The sequence below is a fragment of the Dermacoccus sp. GAS27A genome (genome assembly GCF_044909235.1).
Lineage (GTDB): Bacteria > Actinomycetota > Actinomycetes > Actinomycetales > Dermatophilaceae > Dermacoccus > Dermacoccus nishinomiyaensis.
Genome location: NZ_JBIYDW010000002.1, coordinates 287,898 through 310,306 on the forward strand (window position 1 = coordinate 287,898; position 22,409 = coordinate 310,306).

Annotated in this window: 23 protein-coding genes and 2 pseudogenes; 15 read left to right on the forward strand and 10 right to left on the reverse strand. The window is 69.5% G+C overall.

What is annotated here, in order from left to right; translation table 11 throughout:
* The first annotated feature begins 56 nt into the window (after positions 1-56).
* From ABH936_RS03290 to ABH936_RS03310, 5 genes and pseudogenes are all read left to right on the forward strand, one after another.
* Positions 57-203, forward strand: a complete 147-nt coding sequence (locus ABH936_RS03290; protein WP_288756645.1) for a hypothetical protein — start codon at positions 57-59, stop codon at positions 201-203.
* Positions 200-1,018, forward strand: coding sequence for a bifunctional hydroxymethylpyrimidine kinase/phosphomethylpyrimidine kinase (thiD, locus tag ABH936_RS03295; RefSeq protein ID WP_288756646.1), 819 nt, complete (start codon positions 200-202; stop codon positions 1,016-1,018). The genes ABH936_RS03290 and thiD overlap by 4 nt, the downstream gene beginning before the upstream one ends.
* A gap of 41 nt (positions 1,019-1,059) precedes the next feature.
* A pseudogene (locus ABH936_RS03300) lies at positions 1,060-1,233 on the forward strand (transposase); the annotation flags it as partial.
* A 301-nt stretch (positions 1,234-1,534) separates the two neighbouring features.
* Positions 1,535-2,368 (forward strand): aldo/keto reductase, encoded by an 834-nt coding sequence (locus tag ABH936_RS03305; RefSeq protein WP_404602629.1) that lies wholly within the window; start codon positions 1,535-1,537, stop codon positions 2,366-2,368.
* A 108-nt stretch (positions 2,369-2,476) separates the two neighbouring features.
* Positions 2,477-2,680 (forward strand): low temperature requirement protein A, encoded by a 204-nt coding sequence (locus ABH936_RS03310; RefSeq protein WP_281711587.1) that lies wholly within the window; start codon positions 2,477-2,479, stop codon positions 2,678-2,680.
* Positions 2,681-2,808: 128 nt separating this feature from the next.
* Here ABH936_RS03310 and ABH936_RS03315 read toward each other — a convergent pair whose 3' ends face one another.
* From ABH936_RS03315 to ABH936_RS03325, 3 genes are all read right to left on the reverse strand, one after another.
* Complete coding sequence (locus tag ABH936_RS03315; protein WP_288756744.1) at positions 2,809-4,398, reverse strand: peptide MFS transporter; 1,590 nt, start codon at positions 4,396-4,398, stop codon at positions 2,809-2,811.
* Positions 4,399-4,539: 141 nt separating this feature from the next.
* Positions 4,540-5,154 (reverse strand): hypothetical protein, encoded by a 615-nt coding sequence (locus ABH936_RS03320; RefSeq protein ID WP_150112817.1) that lies wholly within the window; start codon positions 5,152-5,154, stop codon positions 4,540-4,542.
* A gap of 120 nt (positions 5,155-5,274) precedes the next feature.
* A complete protein-coding gene (locus ABH936_RS03325) occupies positions 5,275-5,877 on the reverse strand; it encodes a LysE/ArgO family amino acid transporter (protein WP_038569811.1) in 603 nt (200 codons plus the stop codon).
* 84 nt (positions 5,878-5,961) lie between these two features.
* Here ABH936_RS03325 and ABH936_RS03330 point away from each other — a divergent pair, with 84 nt between their 5' ends.
* Together ABH936_RS03330 and ABH936_RS03335 are read left to right on the forward strand one after the other, a co-directional pair.
* On the forward strand, positions 5,962-6,828 hold the full coding sequence (locus ABH936_RS03330) for an ArgP/LysG family DNA-binding transcriptional regulator (protein ID WP_288756745.1): 867 nt from the start codon (positions 5,962-5,964) through the stop codon (positions 6,826-6,828).
* 144 nt (positions 6,829-6,972) lie between these two features.
* On the forward strand, positions 6,973-8,163 hold the full coding sequence (locus ABH936_RS03335) for a copper resistance D family protein (protein ID WP_288756746.1): 1,191 nt from the start codon (positions 6,973-6,975) through the stop codon (positions 8,161-8,163).
* A 173-nt stretch (positions 8,164-8,336) separates the two neighbouring features.
* Here the strand turns inward: ABH936_RS03335 and ABH936_RS03340 are convergent, their stop codons facing one another.
* Positions 8,337-8,570, reverse strand: a complete 234-nt coding sequence (locus ABH936_RS03340) for a hypothetical protein (RefSeq protein ID WP_239303388.1) — start codon at positions 8,568-8,570, stop codon at positions 8,337-8,339.
* Between the two features lie 322 nt (positions 8,571-8,892).
* Between ABH936_RS03340 and ABH936_RS03345 the strand changes: the two are divergent.
* Positions 8,893-9,264 (forward strand): annotated as a pseudogene (locus tag ABH936_RS03345) (maltose acetyltransferase domain-containing protein).
* Between the two features lie 7 nt (positions 9,265-9,271).
* On the opposite strand, the gene ABH936_RS03350 reads toward ABH936_RS03345, so the two are convergent.
* The 4 genes from ABH936_RS03350 to ABH936_RS03365 all read right to left on the reverse strand — a co-directional run bounded on the left by ABH936_RS03350 (position 9,272) and on the right by ABH936_RS03365 (position 12,406).
* Entirely contained in the window at positions 9,272-10,324 is a 1,053-nt protein-coding gene (locus ABH936_RS03350; RefSeq protein WP_051806276.1) for a nitronate monooxygenase family protein, read from the reverse strand.
* A 45-nt stretch (positions 10,325-10,369) separates the two neighbouring features.
* Positions 10,370-10,630 (reverse strand): hypothetical protein, encoded by a 261-nt coding sequence (locus ABH936_RS03355; protein WP_038569802.1) that lies wholly within the window; start codon positions 10,628-10,630, stop codon positions 10,370-10,372.
* Between the two features lie 172 nt (positions 10,631-10,802).
* On the reverse strand, positions 10,803-11,993 hold the full coding sequence (locus ABH936_RS03360; RefSeq protein ID WP_288756747.1) for an MFS transporter: 1,191 nt from the start codon (positions 11,991-11,993) through the stop codon (positions 10,803-10,805).
* Positions 11,993-12,406, reverse strand: a complete 414-nt coding sequence (locus ABH936_RS03365) for a DUF3592 domain-containing protein (protein ID WP_239303385.1) — start codon at positions 12,404-12,406, stop codon at positions 11,993-11,995. The genes ABH936_RS03360 and ABH936_RS03365 overlap by 1 nt, the downstream gene beginning before the upstream one ends.
* A gap of 386 nt (positions 12,407-12,792) precedes the next feature.
* Between ABH936_RS03365 and ABH936_RS03370 the strand changes: the two genes are divergently transcribed.
* The gene (locus ABH936_RS03370; protein ID WP_150112816.1) at positions 12,793-13,056 is read left to right on the forward strand and encodes a hypothetical protein; all 264 of its coding nucleotides are present in this window, start codon (positions 12,793-12,795) and stop codon (positions 13,054-13,056) included.
* A 443-nt stretch (positions 13,057-13,499) separates the two neighbouring features.
* Here ABH936_RS03370 and ABH936_RS03375 read toward each other — a convergent pair whose 3' ends face one another.
* Positions 13,500-13,832, reverse strand: coding sequence for a VOC family protein (locus ABH936_RS03375; protein WP_143181243.1), 333 nt, complete (start codon positions 13,830-13,832; stop codon positions 13,500-13,502).
* A 258-nt stretch (positions 13,833-14,090) separates the two neighbouring features.
* On the opposite strand from ABH936_RS03375, the gene ABH936_RS03380 reads away from it, so the two are divergent.
* The 3 genes from ABH936_RS03380 (at position 14,091) to ABH936_RS03390 (ending at position 18,612) form a co-directional block, all read left to right on the forward strand.
* Positions 14,091-16,790 carry an excinuclease ABC subunit UvrA gene (locus ABH936_RS03380; RefSeq protein WP_038569793.1) on the forward strand — a complete coding sequence of 900 codons (2,700 nt, stop codon included), beginning with the start codon at positions 14,091-14,093 and terminating at the stop codon, positions 16,788-16,790.
* A 155-nt stretch (positions 16,791-16,945) separates the two neighbouring features.
* Positions 16,946-17,515: an HdeD family acid-resistance protein gene (locus ABH936_RS03385; protein WP_038569791.1), complete on the forward strand. Its 570-nt coding sequence runs from the start codon at positions 16,946-16,948 to the stop codon at positions 17,513-17,515.
* 245 nt (positions 17,516-17,760) lie between these two features.
* A complete protein-coding gene (locus ABH936_RS03390; RefSeq protein WP_038569789.1) occupies positions 17,761-18,612 on the forward strand; it encodes a PIG-L deacetylase family protein in 852 nt (283 codons plus the stop codon).
* Positions 18,613-18,778: 166 nt separating this feature from the next.
* Here ABH936_RS03390 and ABH936_RS03395 read toward each other — a convergent pair whose 3' ends face one another.
* On the reverse strand, positions 18,779-19,321 hold the full coding sequence (locus tag ABH936_RS03395) for a GNAT family N-acetyltransferase (RefSeq protein ID WP_038569787.1): 543 nt from the start codon (positions 19,319-19,321) through the stop codon (positions 18,779-18,781).
* Between the two features lie 410 nt (positions 19,322-19,731).
* Between ABH936_RS03395 and ABH936_RS03400 the strand changes: the two genes are divergently transcribed.
* Genes ABH936_RS03400 through ABH936_RS03410 form a run of 3 tightly spaced genes read left to right on the forward strand, consistent with a single transcriptional unit; the run spans position 19,732 to position 22,407 of the window.
* A complete protein-coding gene (locus tag ABH936_RS03400; protein WP_038569784.1) occupies positions 19,732-20,373 on the forward strand; it encodes an ABC transporter permease in 642 nt (213 codons plus the stop codon).
* Positions 20,366-21,670: an ABC transporter ATP-binding protein gene (locus tag ABH936_RS03405; protein WP_038569782.1), complete on the forward strand. Its 1,305-nt coding sequence runs from the start codon at positions 20,366-20,368 to the stop codon at positions 21,668-21,670. The genes ABH936_RS03400 and ABH936_RS03405 overlap by 8 nt, the downstream gene beginning before the upstream one ends.
* The gene (locus ABH936_RS03410; protein WP_038569781.1) at positions 21,667-22,407 is read left to right on the forward strand and encodes an ABC transporter permease; all 741 of its coding nucleotides are present in this window, start codon (positions 21,667-21,669) and stop codon (positions 22,405-22,407) included. Before ABH936_RS03405 ends, ABH936_RS03410 begins: the two co-directional genes overlap by 4 nt.
* Positions 22,408-22,409: the final 2 nt, after the last annotated feature.

Here is a 22,409-nt window from a genome sequence, read left to right on the forward strand (position 1 = left end):
TGCTGCGGCCGGTGGGCACGACCACGTTCCGCTCACGCGAGCCGAGAGGCTCTGACATGAGCACCCCCACGGCCCGGGTCTCCGTCGACGATCTCCGGGCCGGGGCTGCCCTCACCGTCGGCGAGGATCTGCACCTCGAGGTGGCGCGGGTCGACGACCGCTTCGTGCCGCAACCTGATGAGAGGAGGAGGGATCTGACATGAGCATCCCCAACGTCCTGACGATCGCCGGCACCGACCCCAGCGGCGGTGCGGGAATCATGGCTGATCTCAAGGCTTTCGGCGCCCTGCGCACGCATGGGTGCGCTGTTGTGACGGCCGTCGTCGCGCAGAACACGCGCGGCGTCGCGGCGGTGACGCAGATGACGTCGCAGCAGGTACGCACTCAGCTCGAGAACCTGGTGGACGACGTCCGCATCGACGCGCTGAAGATCGGCATGCTGGGCTCGGCGGCCGTCATCGAGACCGTCGCCGACGTGCTCGCCGACCACCCGGCGCTGCGCGGGGTGCCGCGCGTCCTCGACCCTGTCATGGTCGCCTCGAGCGGTGACCGGCTCATCGACGAGGACGCCGTCACCGCGCTGCGCGAGCGTCTCGTGCCGGAGGTCGACGTCATCACGCCGAACCTCGCGGAGGCCGCGGTCCTGCTCGATCTCGACGACACGCCACGCGAGGCGAGCGATGACGTCGCGCGCGCCCTCGTCACCCTCGGGTCTGGTGTGCTGCTCAAGGGCGGCCATGGCTGCGGCGCGAAGAGCGACGACGTCCTCCTCGTCCCCGCCGAGAGCGACGAGCCCGCCCGGTTGAGCGCGCCGCGCATCGACACGCGCAACACGCACGGCACCGGATGCACCCTGTCGGCGGCGATGACGGCACTCCGGCCGCAACGCGATTCGTGGGCGCAGGCGACGCGGGAGGCCAAGGATTACGTGACGGAGGCGCTCGCCGCGAGTGGCGACCTCGACGTCGGGCGCGGCGACGGCCACGGCCCCGTCCACCACTTCCACGCCTGGTGGTGACGTGACGGTCGGCAGCTGTCAGAGCACCGTACCCATCTGCGATTCTTCGCGAGCTGCTCACCGAGGCCTCACCGGACATGATGCGCAGCCTGTTGCAGACCATGCTCAACGCCCTCCTCTTCGCGGACGCTGACGCGGTGGTCGGCGCCGAATACCGCCAGCCCAGCCCCGGACGAGTGGTGCAACGCAACGACTCCCGCCACCGCGGCCTCGACCGCGCGAAGGTGGTGGACCATGGGGGTGGCCCGAGACGGGAACCTGGTCACCAGCCGCTCACCCGATGACTTCCGGGCCTTCTGTTCCGCCATTCCGGTACCGTTCAGTCAGGCCGACCAGCCCACCGGCGCCGGAAACCGCTCGTGAGCAGCCCGGTACGCCACATGGCGCAGGCGGGGCTAATGACCGGCTCGACACCCGGCACCTCGGTACCGCAAGCACTGGCCGGGGACGCGCTGGTCCTTCGAGGATCTCAGCCCACGTCCCACCTCAGCACAACCAGAAGGGAAGTGATCGCGGATGCGGCGAATAACGCTGCCGAGCGGGGAGTTCATCCCTGTGCTGGGCCAGGGCACCTGGGGCTGGGGAGAGGACCCCGGCCGCCGCCGCGACGAGGTCGCCGCGCTGCACGCCGGCCTCGAGCTGGGCATGACGCTGGTCGACACCGCCGAGATGTACGCCGACGGCGGCGCGGAGGAGGTGCTTGGTGAAGCATTGGCGGGTCGCCGTGACGAGGCGTTCGTGGTCAGCAAGGTCATGCCGTCCCACGCCTCCCGTTCCGGCACGATCGCGGCCTGCGAACGCAGCTTGAAACGCCTGGGCACCGATCGGATCGACCTCTACCTGCTGCACTGGCAGGGCGGGTACCCGCTGCAGGACACGGTCGCGGCCTTCCAACAGCTCGTCGAGGACGGGAAAATCCGATACTGGGGCGTCAGCAACTTCGACCACCGGGCCCTCGCCGACCTGCGGGACGTGCCGGGCAGCAGCGGGCTGGCCACGGATCAGGTGCTGTACAACCTGTCGCGGCGAGGACCGGAGTACGACCTGCTGCCGTGGTGCACCGACCACCAGCTGCCGGTCATGGCGTACTCGCCGATCGAGCAGGGCCGCATCCTTCAGGACGCGACGCTGAACGACGTCGCGGCCCGTCACGGCGTCAGCGCCGCGGCGGCGGCCATCGCCTGGGTGCTGCGCCGCGACTCGCTCTGCACGATCCCCAAGGCGAGCAGCCCGCAGCATGTGCGCGACAACGCCACAGCACTGGACGTGGAGCTGACCCGCGAAGACCTGGATGCTCTGGACCGAGCGTTCCCGCCCCCGAGCGGACCGCGGCCACTAGAAATGCTGTGATCCTGCCCAGGCGCGCAGCCCGGTCAGTCCGGGCAGCGCTCCGGACAGCGCGGCAGCACCGTCGGTGAGGGTGGGAGTTGCCGGGCTTGAGAGGGGATGATTTCGCGGATGTCAGAGAACTCTGAGCCGGGCAGCGAGGCCGCCGCGCGGGACAGCGGCAGCGGGGCGGTGGGCAACCTGGAGCTGTTCTTCGACCTGGTGTTCGTGTACGCCATGGCGCAGCTGACCCGGCTGGTGCGGGACGACGTTTCGTGGCGTTCCCACCTTTCCCCAGCTACCCGACCCAACCGGCGCGCCCACACTCAACTCTGAAGAGCCAGATTCGCAGATGTGGATGTAACGCGCAGGAGGGGCAGGTGGACATCCACCTGCCCCTCCTGCGCGTCTCGCGGCGTCACCTCAATGAGGCGTCAGCTCAGCGCGTCGTCACGACGCATTGTTCACGCCGTCTTGACGGCTTCGACGTCGCGCATGTGGCGCCCGATCCACGGCACGAGGGCCATGAGGACGAGCGAGAAGCCTGCGGTGATGAGGCCGAGCGTCAGGAAGAACGTCGTGTCGCTGAGGCCCTCCATGAGACGGATGGCCTGCGCGGCGGCCGACTGGCCGACGGCGGACGTCAGGTACCACAGCGCCATCGCCTGGGTCGTGAACGCGGCGGGTGCGAGCTTCGTCGTCGCGGAGATGCCGACGGGCGACAGGCACAGTTCGCCGATCGTCTGGACGACGAAGACGCTCGCGAGCGCCCACATCGGCGCCGTCGGGCCGTGCGGCCACAGGTGCGAGTAGAACGCGAGCAGCACGAACGACAGGCCGGCCATGAGCACGCCGAACGCGAACTTCGCGCCGGTGCTCGGGAACTTGCCGGCGCGGCGCAGCCACATCGCGGCGAAGACGGGCGCGAGGGCCACGACGAACAGCGGGTTGACGCTCTGGAAGAACTCGGCGTTCACCTTGATGCCGAAGATCGAGCCGAGGTCGGTGCGCTCGGCGGCGAACGCGGCCATCTTGCTCGCGGCCTGCTCGAAGATCATCCAGAACAGCGCGGCGCCGATCCACAACGGCACGTACGCCTGCAGGTGGCGGCGTTCGGCGGCGCTCACCTTGGGGCTCTTGAACATCATCGCGAACATGCCGACCGCGGCGATGACGGACATCACCGTGACGGTGTTGATGACGCCGTTCGCCGTCGTCCCCGACAGGGCGAAGCAGATCGCGGCGACGGCCGCGACGCCGACGACGCCGAGCCCCACGCGTCGCATGACGGTGCCGCGTTCGGCCGCGGTGAGCGGGCTCGTCGGGTTCGTTCCTGCGCCGTGCAGGTGCTTGCGGAACACGAACAGGCCGATCAGCCCGAAGGCCATGCCGACAGCCGCCGCGGAGAATCCGGCGTGGAAACCCCACCGGTCCTTGAGGAACGTCACGACGAACGGCGCGCAGAACGAGCCGATGTTCACCGACATGTAGAAGATCGAGAAACCGGCGTCGCGACGGCCGTCCTCGCGGTCGTACAGCTGCCCGACGACCGCCGAGATGGATGCCTTCTGCAGACCCGTTCCGAGCGCGACGGTGGCGATGCCGACCCACGACATCGCCGCGATCGGCAGCGCGAGGAAGACATGGCCGAGCATGATGATGACGGCGCCGTACAGCGTCGCGCGGAAGGCGCCGATGACGCGGTCGGCGAGCCACGCACCGACGACGCTGAGCAGGTAGACCGACGCACCGTACGTCGCGACGATCGACAGGGCTGTCGGCTGGTCGATGCCGAGCCCACCGTCGCTGACGGCCGTGTAGAGGTAGTACGCGAGGATGGCGCGCATGCCGTAGTAGCTGAAGCGTTCCCACAGTTCGGCGTTGAACAGCGTGCCCAGGCCGGAGGGGTGGCCGAGGAAACCGCGGTCGTCGAGCGACGGCCGGGTGCGGCCACCGGAGAGGGCGACGCGCGGTGCGTCGACGTCGGGCGAGTTCGCAGCGCCGGGCTCAGGCGTCGCGGATGACGCGCCGTGGCTGGCGGGGGAGTCGACCATGGTGGGTCGTCCTTCGGTAGGCGGTCACCAGTGCGTGGGGACGGCAATGGCCGCACCGATCGGTGCGGCCATCAACTGTAGTCAACGGGTGTTTTTGTGAGCGAAACACCCTGGCGCGTGGTGTTCTTGTGCCCCGTCGCCTCAGGCGGGGGTGACGCCGTCGAGCGCCGTCGCGATGGTCGCCTCGCTGCTCGGCATGAGCCCCGCGATGATGGCGCGGGCCTCGTCGATGGCGTCGAGGGCCTCGGGCAGGTCGAGCAGCGAGTGGATCTCGGCGCTGGGCATCGTCTCCGAGAGGTTGGCGACGCGGTCGCGGTTGAGCCACACCGTCAGCCAGCCGCGCTCGGCCGCCTTCGCGAAGGGTCCGACGGTGTTGCTGATGAGCACGACGTCGTCGGGTGCGGAGCCGCTCTCGGCGATGACGGCGTCGATGCGCTCGAACGTGGCGAGCCAGTTGAGGTCGGCTTCGGTGTCGTGCAGCTCGGGCGGCAGGTCCGACGGTGCTCCGGGCGCGTCGACGTGGGCGGCGAACGGGGGCAGGACGTGCTCGTGGCCGGCGGGCATGGGTGCGTAGTGGATGAGGTTGACGCTGCCGCGCTCGGCCAGGTCGACCATGGCGGGCAGGACGTCGGGGAACAGCTCGGGCGCGCGCGTGGCGTCGTCGACGTGGGAGGGTTCGTCGAGGAGGCCGGTGAGCATGTGGCCCCGCCTGTCCCACAGGGTTTCGTCGCCGTCGAACCACACAGAGAAAGTCACGGCACCAGCGTGACAGATGAACGGGTTTCTACCTAGTCCGGTGCTCGCATCTTGCCGCGATCTCTACGCGCCGGGCTATAGTTCGGCGCCTTCGGACGCTCGTGCGGCGCGGTGGGGCGGTCAGGACGACGTCACGAGCAGTGCGGCGAAGACGAACATCATGACGCCGACGACCGTGTCGATGACCTGCCAGGTGCGGGCGTTGCGGACGAGGGGCGTCAGCAGGCGCGCGCCGAGCCCGAGCGCGACGAACCACAGCACGCTCGCGCTGATCGACCCGACGTAGAACCACCAACGCCCTTGCGCGCCTTGGGAGTTCGCGACGGTACCGAGCATGACGACCGTGTCGAGATAGACATGCGGGTTGAGAAACGTCAGCCCGGCGACCGTGGCCGCGACGGCGCGTCGACTCATCGGTGGCGCCTCGGCGGGGTCGAGGCTGCCGGCGTGGCGGGCGTTCTTGAACGAGTTGAGCCCGAACCAGACGAGGTAGGCCGCTCCGAGCCACTTGATGACGCGCAGCGCATCGGGATGCGCCGAGACGATCGCGCCCATGCCGAGCACACCGGCGAGTTCGAGGACGATGTCGACGATCGCGCAGATGACGACGACGAGCCCGACGTGGTGACGCAGCAACCCCTGACGCAGGACGAAGGCGTTCTGCGATCCGATGGCGACGATGAGGCCGAGGCCGGTGAGGAAGCCGGTGAGCAGGTGCGTCATGGCAGTGACGTTAGGGGTGTGCGCGGATGAAGGACAGTTCATGAAACTGTAGGTACTTCAGTGCTGCTTCACTAGGGTGGCGCCATGAAACTGCGTGACGAGTGGCTCGAGGCGCTCCTGGCCTGCGTCGACGAGGGGACGTTCGACGGGGCGTCGGCCGCGCTGCGGGTGTCGCCGTCGGCGATCTCGCAGCGCATCAAGGCGCTCGAACAGGCAGTCGGGCAGGTCGTCCTCGTGCGGACCTCGCCCGTGCGCGCCACCGCCGTCGGGGAGGTCCTGCTGCGCGGAGCGCGGCAGCGGGCTCTCGTCGACGCCGAGTTGCAGCGCGCGCTCGGTTCGGCGGTGCCGGGTCGGACGCTGCCGGGTGACGTCGTCGACCTGCCGGTCGCCGTCAACGCCGACTCGCTCGCGACATGGTTCGTCGAGGTGCTCACCACGGTGGCCGAGTGGGGTGACGCGCGGCTGCGGGTCTTCGTCGAGGATCAGGATCACTCGGCGCGGCTGCTGCGCGAGGGTGCCGTCCTGGGTGCGGTGACGGCGAGTTCTGCTGCGGTGCAAGGATGTTCGGTCAGTGAGCTGGGCGTCATGCGCTACGTACCGCTCGTGCGTCGCGACCTGTGGGAGCGCTGTTCGGGGCGCCTCGCCGAGCTGCCGACGCTGCGCTTCAACGACCGCGACGATCTGCAGCGACGCATCCTCGCTGATGTCGGCCTGGAGCCGCGCGTCGAGCACGTCGTCCCGTCCGCCGAGGGTTTCGTCGCGGCGGTGCGGGCCGGCCTCGGATGGGGCATGGTGCCGGAGGGGCTCGCGGACGAGGATGATCACCTCAGGCGCGTGCCGGGCGTTGGCGACCTCGACGTGCCCCTGTTCTGGCAGTGCTGGCGCCTCGAGACTCGGGCGCTCGCGCGGCTGACAGATGAGGTGACGTCCGCGGCGCATCGGTTGCGGTGATCGCCGGCGGCGCCCCATTCGCGCGTCCTGGTGGGCTTCGGGGATGTCGCGGCGGAGCGATGACGGACCGCCGGACGGATTTTCGTCACTTCATGTGGGCCAAATCGACACCAGCATTCTAAGTAAGGTTAGGCTCACCTCACTATGAGTATGGTTGTCACGGCTACGGCCCTCCCCGATGTCATCCCGCCGGTGTGGCGGATCCTCACGAAGTTCTCCTATTTCATGGGCCTGGCCTGCGCCATCGGCGGCGTCTGGACGTACCTGAGTGTCGTCCGGCCCGCCGTCCGACGTGACACGACGGTGAACCCCGATGATGCGGCGCTCCTGACGCGTCGTGCGCTGCGTCTGGCAGCCGTCGGCACGATCGTCCTGCTCGTCGTCGCCTGGTTCCAGCTCGCGGCCCGCGTTGCGCGGGCCGGCAAGGGGATGGCGTACGCCGACGCGCTGCGCCCGTCGGCCGTCGCCGATTACCTGACGAAGCCCGCCAAGGCCGGCGAGTGGATCTCGACCGGTGCGCTCGTCACCGTCGCCAACCTCTGCATCGTGCTTGCGGCGCTCGTCCTGCTGCCGATGCTGTTCGGCCGGATGCCGCGCTGGTCGCACGCCGCCGCCGTCACCGCCGCAGGGCTGACGGTCGCCGCCTCGCTGGTGCCGTCGATCCCGACGAAGGCCGTCGAGTTTGGCGACGTCGTCGCCAAGATGCTCATCCAGGCGCACATCATCGGGGGCTCACTCTGGGTCGGCGGGCTCATCGCGCTCGCGCTGCTGGCTCGCACGCGACGCCACCTCGACGTCAGCGCCGGTGACGTGTGGGCACGAATCTGGGCGCGGTTCGGCGTGCTCGCGCTCGTTGCCGTCGGCATGGTGCTCGTCTCCGGGCTGTGGCTGACGTACCGCGAGGTCGGGGCGTGGGAGCAGTTCGTGACGACGCCGTTCGGGCGCTTCCTGCTCGCGAAGATCGTCCCAGTCGTCGGTCTCGTCGCCGCCGGGGCGTACAACCAGCTCGTCCTCATGCCGAAGATCGCCCGCGCGCAGCGGGCGGGGCGCGTCAGCAACGTGTTCGCGTACGTCCTCGTGACGTTTCCGCGCGTCGTGCTGACGGAGGTCGTCCTCGGCATCGGCGTCCTCGCGATCGTGCCGTTCCTCAACGGCTCCGCGCGGGCGCAGGCCGCCGGCCACGAGGTCGAGGGGCCCGTCATGGACGGTCGTCTCTTCAGCGCCGGCCTGCTGCTCGTCGCCACCCTCGCAGCGTCGTTCTACGCCACGGCGAAGGCGTCGGACGGCCTCGGCCGCCGCGACCTGACGGGGGAGGGGGTGGCCGCCACGAGCTGATCCGTACCGCACACGCCGAACGGCCGCACCCGAAGGTTGCCACCTTCTCTGATCGGGTGCGGTCGTTTCATGTCTGCGAGCGACGGGGGCTCGCAGGCGCGATGACGGAGTGTGGCGATCACGGGCGGCCTGGATGCTGTCTCAGCACGGCACGGATCGCCGAGCCGCGCAGTTCACGGCGTCGTCGGCGTCTGCCCGGGTGCGTAGGTCGTGTATCCGGACGGGATCGGATCGCCGCTTTTGACGCACGTCTGCCCGGGCCCGTCTCCCTTGTCCTTGACGGGGTAGGAGCCGCTCGAGCAAACCTTCTCGTCGATCGGATTGCACGCCGAAACGGCTGTGAGCGCCGCGGCGAGAACGACGCTGACGCCGATTGTGCTGAAGAACCCTGCGCGGAAGAACGTCATGATGCCTGTCACCCCTGTCATCGAGGGCCGCCGGCTGCGGCCGTCGTCAGTACAGCACTCAGACGGGCCCGCGGGGTGAGTAGGTCTAATCGGTCCATCGGGTACTCCCCGCCGGCGGGCCGGGTCTTGACCGTCATCGCCTATCGGGATGACGGTGGTGATCTGCACCTGATCAATGCCTGGCCCGCGACCGCGGCCGTCCTGGAGATCTACCGAGAGGAACGCGAGCCCCAACCGAGCCGAGGTCTACTCCGCGCCGCCGTCCGCTAGCGTCGAGGCCATGACGAACTCGCACCCCGACGAGCGCTCCATGCGCGAACGCATGCTGGCCGGCGACCTGTACCTCGCCGACGATCCGCAGCTCGCCGCCGAATCGGATCGCGCGTAGCGCTTCACGCATCGGATCAACACGATGGACCCGACGGCGTACGAAGAGCGACGCGCCCTGTTGCGCGAACTGTTCGGAGCCTTCGGGGACGACAGCGAGATCCGACCGCCGCTGCAGGTCGACTACGGCTACCGCACGACGATCGGGGCGCGCACGTTCGCGAACTTCGGCTTTGTCTGCCTCGACGTTGCCGAGGTGACGATCGGCGCGAACACCGTCGTCGGCGCGGGCGCGATCGTGACGAAGGACCTGCCCGCGAACGTGGTCGCCGTCGGCAACCCCGCGCGCGTCGTCCGCGAGATCTGACGGCGCGTCAGCCCTCGCGGCCCGCGAGCCAGCGTGTGATGCGGCCGGCGTCACCGTCGATCATGCGCCCCGGCATCGCGGACGCCGTGCGACGCCACCCGGCCCCGGCCCACAGGTGCGTCCACTGCGGGTCGCCCGCCTCGGCGGCGGCGCGACGCAGCGGTGCGAGCATCCGGTTGACCTCCGGGTAGGCCGACGGCGCGACGTTCTCGACGCCGTCGAACATCGACATGAACTCGTTGACGAGACCGCGCGCGAACCGCCCCGAGAAGGCGCGCGTCAGACCCGTATCGGTGAAGTCGTCCGAGGCGAGCGCCGCACGATGCGTCGCCGACGAACCTGCCGACGACGAGCGCAGGAACGCCGTACCCGCCTGCACTGCAACGGCGCCCATGCCGAGCGCCGCGACGGTGTCGTCAGGCGTCGCGATGCCGCCGGCCGCGAGCAGCGGCACGTCGACGGCCGCGCGGATCTGTTCGAGCAGATCGGGCAGGGGTGCCTCGTCGGGGTCGGCGTGCAGGTCGAACGTGCTGCGATGACCGCCAGCGTCAGGGCCCTGGACGACGAGGAAATCCATCCCCCGTGCGACGGCGGTGCGCGCGTCGTCGAGGCACGTGACGGTGGCCCCCAGCGAGGAACCCGCCGCATGCAACGCGGTGACGTCGGCGTCGGACGGCAGCCCGAACGTGAACGTCACGACGTCGACAGGATGCGCGACGAGCCACGCGACCTTCGCGGCGTAGTCGTCGTCGTCCCACGTCGGCTCACCGAGCTCGACGTCGAAACGCTCGGCCACGGGCTGCATCTTCGCGCGCAGCGACGCGAGGGCCGCGGCATCCGTGCTCTGCGGCCCCGCGATGAAGAGGTTGACGCCGGCAGCGACGCCCGCGTCCTGAACGTCACGGACCTCGTCGGCCAACGCGTCGACGTTCTTGTTGCCGCCGGCGAGCATGCCCCACCCGCCGGCGCGCGATGAGTCGATGACGAGCCGACTCGTCGAAGGGCCGCCCGCCATCGGCGCGGCGATCACAGGGAGCTCGAGACTCTCGAAGGAGAACATGCCGTCAGTCTTGCATCCGGCACCGACAACCTCGTCGGGGTGAGCTCAGGCCGCCGGTGCGTTGCCGGCGCGACGCTGCTTGACGGGGGCGTCCCCGCCGGTCTCGACGATCTGGCGCACCCACTCGGGCGCCTCGGTGCCGCGCGCCTCGTGCGCGGCGATGACGCGGGCGGCGCGCTCGCGGCGCAGGCGTCGCTTCGGATCGGTCGCAGGCATGTGCTGGGCCGGGCCGAAGCACGAGACGCCGATGTACTCGAGGCGCCAGGCGAATCGGTAGCCGAGGCCGAGGCCGGTGTTGTCTCGCATCGCATCTCCCGAAGTGTGGGCGCAGCGCGCCCCGTCGTTTCGCGCGGTCGCGCGAAACTTGCCACCCTCAAGCCTAGGGGGTTCGGCCTCCGAACGGTGGGCGCCCGAGGGGGCCATTGGTCCTGACCTCCTGCGCGGCCGTGCATGGCAAAGCTCTTTGCCCGAAAACGCGTCAGGGACGACTCGATTCCGGGCGATGTTGTTGCGCGAGGGCTGATGCGGCGAGCGCCGTCACGATGGCGGCGAACAGCGGCAGCGTCGTCGCGTCGACGTGCGTGATGAGCGCGCTGCCGACGAGCGCGCCGAGGCTGATGCCGACCTGGAACGCGACGACGTAGATCGGCGTCGACGCGTCCGTGAAACCCGGCGTCATCGACAGCGCACGCGTCTGGAACGCGACCGGCAGCACACCGAACGCACCACCCCACGCAGCTGCGGCGAAGGCGGCGACCGCGGCGGCAGGCGAGAACGTCAGCGCGAGCAGCGCGACGACCATGCAGCCGAGGGCGAGCATCGTGACGCGCGTCGGATGCGCGTCGAGGTGTCGGCTCGCGTACGCCGTCGTCAGCGCGCCGGCAACGCCGTAGACGAACAGTTCGACGGCGAACGCGGTGCCCGAGATGCCCTTCGCCGCCAGGATCGGCGCGATGAACGCCCACGCCGCGTTGTGCGCCGTCACGACGACCGCGACGACGGCGCACAGCGTGAAGAACGGCCCCGCCATGGCGCGCGGCAGGCGCAGCAAGAACTCGCCGGGCGCCTCCGGTTCGAGGGGCGGCAGCTTCAGCTGGCTCGCGATCGCGACGCCGAGCGCGATGGCCGCGATGATGCCGCTCGCGACACGCCACCCCAGATGGTCGCTGACGGCGGCGACGAACGGCGGCCCCGCGACGACGCCGACACTCGCGCCGAGAAAGGCGCTCGCGACCGATTTCGCCTCGGCGCCCCGGCGCGCGAGACTCGCCGCGGCCACGGGCACGACCGCGAAGATCGCGCCATGCGCGGCGGCGCCGATGAAGCGCGCGATCGTCACGACGAGCAGGTTCGGCGCGAGCGCCGCAATCGCCATCGAGACGAACAGGGCGAGCAGGCACGCGACGATGACGCGGCGGCGCGGCATACGTCGCGTCAGCATGACGAGCGGGATGGCGGCGACGCCGACACCGACCGCGTACCAGGTCACGAGGCGTCCGACGGCGGCGTCGCTCTCGCCGAGGTCGCGCGTCATGTCGGGCATCGCGCCGACGGGGTACATCTCGGCGGTGAGGAAGACGAACAGACCTGCGGCGAGCAGGAACAGACGCGTCGCACGTAGCCGGTCGTCGGCTGGCGAGGTGGCAGGGGGCGCCTGCGAGCCCGTCATCAGGTGAGGACGGTGATGATGGCGAACGCGCCGAACACGGCGAAGAAGAGGCTGATCACGGCGAAGCACCCCATCGTCGCGAGGGTGCCGCCCGACGCCTTCGGCACGGCGTGCGCCGGGTCGTGCGGGTCGACGAGCAGCGGCAGCGTCTGGCCGTCGCGGCCGTTCGTGCTCATGCCACCCGTCGGGGTCTCGAGGAGCTGACGGCTGCCGTCGGGCGCGGTGTAGCGGATGCGAGCGAGCGAGTTCTCGCGCCCGTCCTTGCCGGTGCCGAGGCGCACATGACCGTCGACGACGGGCCAGCTGCGACGACGAATCGCCCCGGCGATGCCCTTGCCCAGCGCCGCGACGAGAGCGAGCCCGAACACGAGCATGACGACGCCGGCGGCGATGGTGGCAAATTCGCTCTTCACGAGGGCGAGCCTACGTGGTTCATGACGGTCGAGGGCTGCCGGCTGTCTCGGGAGGCCTTCGTGGGGTCGAGCGCTGAGGCGGCGGGGCCGATCGCCCCGCTTCCCCGGAGCAGGGCTGAGCGTTGGACGGTCCATGAGGCCGGGCGGCTGGCCCGCGTGCGCCCGGTGACGCTGCGCCTCTGCTCTGCCGCCATGGGCCTGCGCTCTCCGTTCTGCCTGATTCGCCCTCCGAGTCGCGAGGACGCCTATCTCCTGCCTGACGATCGTGGTTGAATCGTGCGCACGTCGTAGGCCATGGCTGAGTCGCGGGGCGGTCTGCGACGCCCGTAGGTACGCCACAAGAGCGTCACAGAAAGCCCATAGACACCGGGCGTTGAGTGAACGTCATGAACACCACGAAGCACACCAGCCAACAGTCCACCTCGATCTTCGGCTCCCTCAAGTCGCTCGGACGCGGCATCGCCGTCAGCTCCGCCGTCGCCGTCATGGGCGTCGGCACACTGAGCGCCGCCGACGCCTCCGCCGCGGGCGTCGCGACGGGCGTCCGGCACGCGAGCACCGTGACGTCGACGACGAACGCCGCGACGAGTCTCGAACTCGACCGCCGCGCCGCCTACGTCATCCGCAACGGCAAGATCGTCGCCTCCTGACGGGGCCCGACCCCGCCGACCCCACAGACCTCCTGCACCGGTGAGTCACGCAGATCGTGACGCCGAGATGAGCGCCCCACACGCCGCGCGACGTTCGTGGTGTTCGGCGCGCACCGGGGCGCCACCACGCCGGATCGCAGGAACCTCGTGACCGATCGACGTCCATCTCCTCGTCGTCGGCGCGAATCGCGAGCGGATGGACGACCGCTCGCCCACGACACCGGCCAGGGCCACCTGCCCCTCCCCACGGCCCTGGCCGGTGTCTCACCGCTCACATTTCGCAGAAATTTCACCCCCAAGACTGTTGCGAGGTTAAGTCCTGGGTAACAATGGGTGAAGCCCCCGGCAACCTGATGACCCCAGAGCACCAGGCGGTCGGGGGATCCAAGTCTCTCGAGCGAAGGCCCTCACCGCGGTGGGGGCCTTCGTCGTGCCTGCCCCGCTCAGCCGGCGGCCGCCGTTTCGAGGTCGGCGACGACCAGTTTCGTCATCGAGAACATCGCCTGTGAGACGCGTGCGACGACGGCGGGGTCGGGCGTCTGCATCAACTCGGTGAAACGGCGCGGAATGATCTGCCAACTGACGCCGAACGGATCCTCGCACCAGCCGCACGGGCTCTCGGAGCCACCGTTTGCCGTCAGGCCGTTCCAGTAGTGATCAACCTCGTCCTGGTCGGCGCAGGAAACCTGGAAGCTGACGGCCTCAGTCTGCGGAAAGACCGGGCCGCCGTTGAGCAGGGTGAACGGATGGCCGTCGAGCTCGACGTGCTCGAGCATCACCTGCCCGGCGCGAGAGGCGTTGGGGCCCAGGGCCTTGGGGTCGTCGGGGTGGCGGATGGTGTCGACGCGCCGCGAGTTTCGAGAGCAAGGAGAGGTAGAGATCGGCGGCCGGCTCCGCCGTGTCGTCGAGCCAGATGCAGGGTGTGATGTCGGTCACGCTCGCAGTCTGGGACCGACCCCCGACAACCGGGTGTCGGCGTCTCGAGATTCCGCGGAACTCCGGGGTTTTCGCCGCCGGCGGGTAACGTCGCAGGCGTGAATGAGGAGCAGGCATCAACACTCGACCGGGCGGAGCCGAGCGCGTGGCGTGACGGCGTCGTCGTCCGCGGCGCGCGGCAGAACAACCTCAAGGACGTGGCGCTCGACCTGCCGCGCGATTCGATCGTCGTGTTCACCGGTGTGTCCGGTTCGGGCAAGTCGTCGCTGGCGTTCGGCACGTTGTTCGCCGAGTCGCAGCGGCGCTACCTCGAGTCCGTCGCGCCGTACGCGCGGCGCCTCATCGACCAGGCGGGCGTGCCGGACGTCGACGTCGTCGAAGGCCTGCCGCCTGCCGTCGCACTGCAGCAACAGCGCGGTGGGGGCGGCGCGCGCTCCGATGTCGCGACGGTGACGACATTGTCGAGCCTTGTGCGCATGCTCTACTCGCGTGCCGGGTGGTATCCGCCGGGGCGGGCGATGCTCTACGCGGAGGATTTCTCGTCGAACACCGTCCAAGGGGCCTGCCCGACGTGCCACGGCATCGGCCGTGTCTACGAGGTCACCGAGAAGAGCATGGTGCCGGATCCGTCGCTGACGATCCGCGAGCGCGCCGTCGCGTCCTGGCCCGTCGCGTGGGCGGGGCAGAACCAGCGCGACATCCTCGTCGCGCTCGGCTACGACGTCGACACGCCATGGCAGGACCTGCCGAAGAAGGACCGCGACTGGATCCTGTTCACCGAGGAGCGCCCCAGCGTCGGCGTGTACGCGGGCCTGACGCCGGAGCAGACGAGGCGTGCGCAGAAGCAGGGCATGGAGCCGAGCTATCAGGGAACCTTCATCGGAGCGCGACGCTACGTGCTCGACACGTTCGCCAACGCCAAGAGCGCCACGACGAAGAAGCGCGCCTCGCGCTACCTGACGAGCGAGCTGTGCGGCACCTGCCACGGCGCCAAGATCAAGCCCGAAGCGCTGTCCGTGACGTTCGAGGGGCTCGACATCGCCGCCTTCTCGCACCTGCCGCTCGAGCGCCTCGCCGAGATCGCGCGCTCCGTCACCGCTGACGACTGGAGCCCGGCCGAGGTCGCGCACCAGGACGATCACGTGCTCGACGCCGAAGCTCGGGAAGCGTTGACGCAGGCTCGCGTGGCAGGTGGCGGAGCATCGCACGATGCCGCGCCCGACGTGCGGCGCACGCCTAATCTCTCGGTCGAGAAGCGCGCGGCAGCGCAACGTCTCGCAGCCGACCTCGTCACGCGCCTGCAACCGATGATCGACCTCGGCCTGGGCTACCTCTCGCTCGATCGCACGACGCCGACGCTCTCCGGCGGCGAACGTCAGCGCCTGCGCCTCGCGACGCAGCTGTCGTCGAAGCTGTTCGGCGTCGTCTACGTGCTGGACGAGCCGTCTGCCGGGCTGCACCCGCGCGACCTCGACGCGCTCATCGGCATCCTGCACGGGCTGAAGGAGCGCGGCAACAGCGTGTTCGTCGTCGAGCACTCGCTCACCGTCATCCACGAAGCCGACTGGCTCGTCGACATCGGCCCCGGAGCCGGTGAGCAGGGCGGCCGAGTGCTCTACAGCGGCACGCCGTCCGGGCTCGCTGACGTCGCCGAGTCCGAGACCCGCCGCTACCTGTTTCCCCGCGACGACGACGCCCCCGGCGCCTCTTCGCGGCGCTCGCCCCGCGAGCCGCAAGGCTGGCTGGCGTTCGCGGACGTGACGCGCAACAACCTGCAGGGCCTCGACGTCAGCTTTCCCGTCGGATGCCTGAGCGCTGTCACGGGTATCTCCGGCTCGGGCAAGTCGAGCCTCGTCAGCCAGGCGGTGCCCGCGCTGCTGCGCGAGCACCTCGGCAGCGGCGGCGCTCCCGAACCCGAGCTGACGGGTGACCCCGAGACCGATCTGCTGCTCGGCGACGACGTCGATGACGTTCGCGGACGCGTCACCGAGGCGCCCCCGGGCGTGCGCCGCGTCGTCGTCATCGACCAGAAACCGATCGGACGCACGCCGCGCTCGAACGTCGCCACCTACACGGGCCTGTTCGACCACGTCCGCAAGCTCTACGCGGCGACCGACGAGGCGAAGCGCCGCGGCTACACGGCGGGTCGATTCTCGTTCAACGTGCCCGGCGGTCGTTGCCCGACGTGCGAGGGGGAGGGCAGCGTCATGGTCGAGCTGCTGTTCCTGCCGAGCATCTACACGCCGTGCCCCGACTGCCACGGCACGCGGTACGAGGCGAGCACGCTCGAGGTGACGTGGCACGAACGCTCCGTCGCCGACGTGCTCGCGATGAGCGTCGACGAGGCGCACGCGTTCTTCGACGGTGAAGGCTCGATCCATCACAGCCTCGCGGTGCTGCGCGACGTCGGCCTCGGCTACCTGCGGCTGGGGCAGCCCGCCACCGAGCTGTCCGGTGGTGAGGCGCAGCGCGTCAAGCTAGCCTCCGAACTGCAGCGCGCCTCGCGCGGAGACACGCTCTACGTCCTCGACGAGCCGACGGCCGGCCTGCACCCGGCTGACAGCGACCGCCTCATGCGCCACCTGCAGGGCCTCGCCGACGCGGGCAACACCGTCGTCATGGCCGAGCTCGACATGCGCATGGTCGCGCAGGCCGACCACGTCATCGATATGGGGCCGGGCGCGGGCAGGGACGGCGGCCGCGTCGTCGTCGCGGGGTCGCCGGCCGACGTCGCGGCAGACGACAACAGCGCGACGGCGCCCTACTTGCGTGAGGTGATCGAGAAAGTCCTGCAGTGACGGCTCGGCCGCGAGCTATGGCCTGGGCCGGGTGAGTCTGTAGGGCATGTCCTGCTTCCAGGGTTCGCCCATGAGCTTGTGGGACAATCGGGATGTGGGGCGGGAGGCGCACACCGAGCGCTTTCTCGTGACCCACCCGTCGCGAAGGAGTTACTATGAGCCTCGAAGGCACCATCGTCGAGACGCCGCTGCATCGTCTCGCCTCGCACGCGTGGCAGGCGATCGCTGGCGTCGGCGCTGTGAGCATCATCGTCGGTCTGATCGCCCTGATCTGGCCGGGGCCGACCACCGTCGTCATCGGTGTACTGTTCGGCGTCTTCCTGCTGCTGAGCGGCCTCGTGGGGCTGTTCGTCGGGTTGGCGGCGCCGATGCCGGGGTTCGTGCGCGCCGCGTCGTTGCTCGTCTCTGCGTTGTCGGTCGTGCTCGGTCTGCTCTGCTTCCGCAGCGAGACGCACTCCGTCGCCCTGCTCGGGCTGTGGATCGGCATCGGCTGGATCATGAACTCGATGACGATGCTCGCCCTCGGCCTGTCGACGAAGGGCCAGGACCGCGGGTGGATCATAGTCTCCAGCGTCATCGGCATCCTCGCGGGCATCGTGCTCGTCGCCTCGCCCATCTCGTCCCTGGCGACCCTCGTCTGGATCGCGGGTGTGTTCCTGCTCGTCACCGGCATCGTCGAGATCATCCGCGCGATGCAGCTGCGTCGCCGCGCACGCTCCCTCTGAAGAGCCTCGTCCTCGACGCGAGAGCCCCCCGGCGCACGAGCCGGGGGGCTCCGGCGTGTTCCCGGCGGGTGCGGTGGCTGGTCACGTGACGCAGACGGCCGCCCAGTAGGCACGTCCTCGATCGTCGCAGCGCCGACTCGTGGAGTGCACGCGGGCCGGGATCGTGGGTCGCCGCGGCCACAGATCGTCCTCGCGCGCCGGTCACGATTGCGGTTGATGCCGCCCGATGGCGGAAACTATGGGGCGTGTCGACGATTCTCTTCTTCCACGCTCACCCTGATGACGAAGCGAGCCAGACCTCGGGGGCGATGGCGCGAGCCGTTTCCGAGGGACATCGTGTCGTCGTCGTGTATGCGACCAACGGTGATCACGGGGATGCCCCCGACGACCTCGCGCCCGGCGAGAGCGTCGTCGATCGACGACGCGCCGAGGCCGCCGGGTCGGCGCAGGTGCTCGGCACGGCGCGCGTCGCGTGGCTCGACTACGCCGACTCCGGCATGATGGGGTGGGAGCAGAACGCTGGCGAGAAGGCGTTCCACGGCGCCGACCTCACCGAAGCGGGCCAGCGGCTCGCCGACATCCTCGACGAAGAGGCCCCCGACGTCGTCGTCGGTTACGACTGGCATGGCGGGTACGGCCACCCCGACCACGTCAAGGTGCACCCGGTGATGCACCGGGCGCTCGAGCTGACGCGCGCGACGCCGAGGCTTTTCGAATCGACGATGAACCGCGATCGCATGCGCGTCATGTATCGCAAGGCCGTCGAGGCGGGCGTCTACCCCGAGGGGGAGGGGTTCAACCCCGATCAGCCCATGGACGACGGCAACCCGCTCGGCCTGCCCGAGCGCGAGATCTCGTTCTACGTCGACGTCACGCCCTGGCTCGAGAGCAAGCGCGCGGCGCTCGCAGCGCACGCCTCGCAGTCGGACGCGCGCGGCATCCTCGAGATGCCTGACGAGGTCTTCCCGCTCGCGTTCGGGCGGGAGCACTACGTTGACGTCGCGGCGATGGAGGCGTCAGGCATCCCGTCGCTCGACGGCCACGCCCACGGCGCGCGCCCCGACGGCGAGCCGCTGCCGGAGGGCTGGTTCTTCTGAGCCCCCGCTCCCTGCACCCATCTGCGATTTTCGTTGACATCTGCGATTCTCGGTCACATTCGTCGAGGTGACCGAAAATCGCAGATGGGGACGAAAATCGCAGAAGTGACCAAGAATCGCGGATGGGGACGGGCACGGCCGCTGGGGGCCGGAGGATTGCAGCGGGTCATAGAGGGAGCAGGTACTCGGCCTCGTCGGCCGGACACTCGGCTGTCGGGTTCTCGACGAGCCGGAACCCGCGACGCCGGTACGCCGCAGCCGCGCGCTCGTTGGCGCGGTAGACGTGCAGCCCGATGGCGCGCAGCCCTTGCTCGCGCGCATCGCTGATGACGGCGTCGACGAGCGCGTCGAACACGCCGGCGCCGCGGCGCGCCGGCTCCACCCACATCTGCACGACGAACGCGATCGCGTGCGCCTCGTACCCCAGTGCGCCGACGACGGCTGGGTCGTCGAAGTAGATCTGGCCCGGTCGTAGGCCGATCAGCCCGTCGGCGCGCGGCGCGACCTGACTCGACGCCTCCGGCTCACCCGCGTCCGGCATCCACAGGTACGTGCCGGGGCTCATCGCGCGCTCGGCCCAGACCTGCTCGGTGAACTCGCTCTCACGGGCGAACGTCGACCCGAAAGCCTCTGGGTTCGTCGACAATGCCCGCAGCCGCACGTCACGGTAGGTCTGCCACGGAAGGGCACCGGCAGGGAGAACAGTCATGACGCCCAGTCTCGTGACGCGGCGTGGACCCGTCAACGCGAAGCCGCTACCGCCGGATCGGGTCGAAGAGGCAGCGATCGGTCAGCGCCGAGGCACAGCCGTGTCGCCGCCCGATCGCGCCGGCGACACGGTGATTCGCCGTATTCAGCGCATCGTGAGCTATTCGTTACCTGCGCGCCGCATTCGCCGTCAGCACACGGCACGGCGACGCGTCGAGGCGGCGTCAAGAGGCGCGGTCCAACCCTGACAACGACGTCGAACGGCTCGTGTTGCCGAGGTTGCCCATAGGCTGAAGCGAACTGCAGCCCGCGTGATCCGGGCGATCCAGCCCGCCTGGGTGTGGCTTCTCCAGCCCATGACGGCGGCCCAGGACGCTCTGCGTCACCGTCAAGGAAGGGAGGGTGAGGCCTGTGTGGGATTTCATCGCCGACCGGTGGGAGGACATCGCCTACCGCAGCTACCAGCACACGTCGCTCGTCGTGCAATCCGTGCTGCTCGCGACGATCATCGCGCTCGTCCTGGCCGTCATCGTCATCCGCAACAAGAAGCTCGAGAGCTTCGCGAACATCTTCTCGGCGATCGGCCTGACGTTGCCATCGTTCGCGCTGCTCGGCATCCTGCTGCCGCTCGTCGGCATCGGTGCGGTGCCGTCGGTCATCGCCGTCACCTTCTACGCCGTCCTACCGATCCTGCGCAACGCCGTCGTCGGTCTGCAGGCTGTCGACGCGAACCTGCTCGAGTCCGCGCGCGGCATGGGCATGAGCAAGGTGGCGACGCTGCTCAAGGTGCGTCTGCCACTTGCGTGGCCCGTCATCCTCGCGGGGGTGCGCACCTCGACGCAGATGTCGTTCGGCGTCGCGGCCATCGCCGCCTATGCCCTCGGCCCCGGCCTCGGCGGCTACATCTTCACCGGCCTGTCTCAGAACGGTGGCGTCAACGCCATCAACTTCGCCCTCGTCGGCACGATCGGCATCGTCATCCTCGCCCTCGTGCTCGACCTCATTCTCGTCGGCATCGGCCGACTGACGATTCCCAGGGGTATCCGTGCCTGATCTGTTCCGCACCGACCACGACGCTCCCGTCACCGAGACCGTCAACGAGCAGCCCGCCAGCCATGACGTCACGGGCGCCGAGATCGTCTTCGACGACGTCGTCAAGAAGTACCCGGGCCAGGCGAAGGCGGCCGTCGGCGGCCTCAGCCTCACCGTCCCCGCCGGCGAGATGGTCATGTTCGTCGGCCCCTCCGGCTGCGGCAAGACGACGTCGCTCAAGATGATCAACCGGCTCATCAACCCGACGAGTGGTCGCATCACGATCGACGGTGACGACGTCAAGAACCACAAGGTCGACGACCTGCGCCGCAAGATCGGCTACGTCATCCAGGGTGGCTCGCTGTTCCCGCACCTCACCGTCGCCGACAACGTGGGCGTCGTGCCGGGGCTGCTCAAGTGGGACAAGAAGCGCATCGCCGCGCGCACGGACGAACTGCTCGACATGGTCGGTCTCGACCCTGCGCGCTACCGCGACCGCTACCCCCGCGAGCTGTCGGGCGGGCAGCAGCAGCGCGTCGGCGTGGCCCGTGGCCTGGCGGCCGACCCACCCGTCATCCTCATGGACGAGCCGTTCGGCGCCGTCGACCCGATCACCCGGCAGCGGTTGCAGGACGAGATGCTCAGCATCCAGCGCCAGCTGAGCAAGACGATCATCTGCGTCACGCACGACATCGACGAGGCACTGAAGCTGGGCGACCGCATCCTCATCCTCTCCGAGGGCGGGCGGATCGAGCAGTACGACACCCCCGAGAACATCCTCGCGGCGCCGGCCAACGAGTTCGTCGAGGACTTCGTCGGCTCGGGTTCCGCGCTGAAGTCGCTGCAGCTGACACGCCTCGACGAGATCGGCGCGACGCAGCTGGGTACCGTCACCGTCGGAGCCGACGCGTCCGAGGCGCGCGAGGCCGCCCAGTGTGGCGGTTCCCCCAACGTCGTCGTGCTCGACGAACGCGGACGCCCGGTCGACTTCATCAACGTCGAGCGGATGCGCGGCGCCCGGGTCGAGAACCGTGGGGTCAACCTCATCACCGTCGACTCGCGTGCCACCCTCAACGACGCCCTCGACGCGATGCTCACCTCGAGCCACGGCGCCGTCGTCGTCACCGGCGGGCGCGGCGAGTACCGCGGCGTCGCGTCGTTCCAGCAGGTGATGGAGCACATCCGTCAGGTGCAGGAGCAGGCGGCCGCACTCAGCGAACGCGTCGACGGAGAGGCTGACGCGAGCTCGACGGTCGTCGCCAACACCTCCTCGACCACCGACTTCGACGCTCAGGCCGACGAGGGGGAGCAGCGATGAGGAAGCGCCTGGGGCGTGAGCGGTTCGGCATGATCGTCGGCCTGCCCATCCTCATCCTGCTCGTCGGCGGTGGCTGGGTGATCTGGCGCCTCAACGCCGACCTCGACGACATCGAGGCCCGCCAGCTCGAGTGGAGCCTGCTCGGCACCCTGTTCTGGCAACACCTCAAGGTGACGGCGGCCGCTGCCGTCGCGGTGCTCGTCACCGCCATCCCGCTGGGAGTGCTGCTGACGCGTCCGACATTCCGGCGATTCTCCGGCCCCGTCATCGCCATCGCGAACGCGGGACAGGCGACGCCCGTCATCGGCCTCATCGTGCTGCTCGCGATGTGGATCGCGTTCGACTTCTGGACGGCGGTGCTGGCGCTCGCGATCTACGCGTTCCTGCCGGTGCTGCGCAACACCATGGTGGGGTTGCAGCAGGTCGACCAGACGCTCGTCGAAGCCGCACGCGGCATGGGCATGAGCCAGATGGCGACGCTCCTGCGCATCGAGATGCCCCTGGCTGCGCCCATCATCATGGCTGGCGTGCGCACCGCGCTCGTGCTCGTCGCGGGCACGGCCTCGTTCGCGGCCTTCATCAACGCCGGTGGCCTGGGCGAGCTCATCACGACCGGCATCAAGCTGTTCCGCTACCCCGTGCTCGTCAGCGGCGGCATCCTCATCGCGCTGCTCGCCCTCGCGTTCGAATGGGCCGGGCGCCTGCTCGAAGCCCTGCTCACGCCGAAGGGAATGTGATC